General features: G+C 35.5%; 2 protein-coding genes. Both read right to left on the bottom strand.

All coding sequences use genetic code 11. The features are described 5' to 3' along the window. Positions 1-396: RHS repeat-associated core domain-containing protein (locus VSA01S_RS19780; RefSeq protein ID WP_147052806.1), on the bottom strand; the 396-nt coding region annotated here is incomplete at its 3' end. 119 nt (positions 397-515) lie between these two features. Further along, positions 516-1,041, bottom strand: a 526-nt coding sequence (locus tag VSA01S_RS20145; protein WP_222593945.1) for a hypothetical protein, incomplete at its 5' end; no start/stop codon positions are given.

Here is a 1,041-nt window from a genome sequence, read left to right as displayed (position 1 = left end):
AGCACCTATGATGGCTCCGATAAGCAAGCTGAGTAATGCAAAATGCCCACTTGGATCACGTTGATTAACAGGATCACCCAAGCAATAAGCATAACCATGAGTGCCACCACGCCCAAATGGACTCATAGAATCATATGCGTGAAAACGCATTAAACGAGGATTATATTGTCGGTAACCTTGCCCAAGATGATAACACCCTGTTAATGGATCTTGCCTCTCTCCATTGAAACCCAGCGGATTATTCTTCAATGGTGCGCTAGATGAGGCATACAAACCACGAGTTAAACCCTGCCCTGGCAATACAGATATAGATGCGGCACTGGTTATCGCTGTATTTTTTAGAAAACGTCTTCTAGAATTGTTAAATTTATTTCTATTAAATTTTTTATGAAGCATTATTTATTTCTCTGAGGTATAGACCTATTTTAAGATATTAAAAAGAAGTGGGAAAAAAACTTCAAACATATCCCACTCTTATAAAACATACTTTATAAATTATTATTAGGTATAGGAACTTATATTACTCTGATTCCAAACCAGATTGGATCGTATTTATGCTTACCATTTTTATTAATTATATTACCACGTAATTGGATTGCTCTTGCAAAAGCACTTGGATCTGCTGCATGAATTTTTCCTTTAAATCCTTTTACTGGTAATTGAGTTAATTGATGCAACTCAGCAGCAAAGGAATAACTTGGATGATCACCTGAGTAACAAGTAAGAACTCGAATGCTGGCAATATTATCAAAATCATACTCATTTTTTAATAATGGGAGAACGTCCTTCGCCCTTTTGAAATTCACACCATCAACTAATACTTTTCCTGAGAATAAAAAGCTTGGTGAATTGCCATGACCAGAAATATTAAGCCTATTATTACCTTTATATGTATCAATAAAGGTAGACATCCCATCTTTATGTGAACTGTAGCTTTTGACGTTGAAAAAGTTTCTACCTAAAGTCCTATCAAAATCCATTTTTCCTCTTGCATTTGATAGCGGTTTTTTAACACTACCTATAGCCTTTCCGGCAACCTTG

Origin of the sequence: Vibrio sagamiensis NBRC 104589, from assembly GCF_007990935.1 — a bacterium.
Taxonomy (GTDB): domain Bacteria; phylum Pseudomonadota; class Gammaproteobacteria; order Enterobacterales; family Vibrionaceae; genus Vibrio; species Vibrio sagamiensis.
Note: the sequence above shows the minus strand (reverse complement) of the source record. Positions and strands in the feature narration are given on the sequence as shown.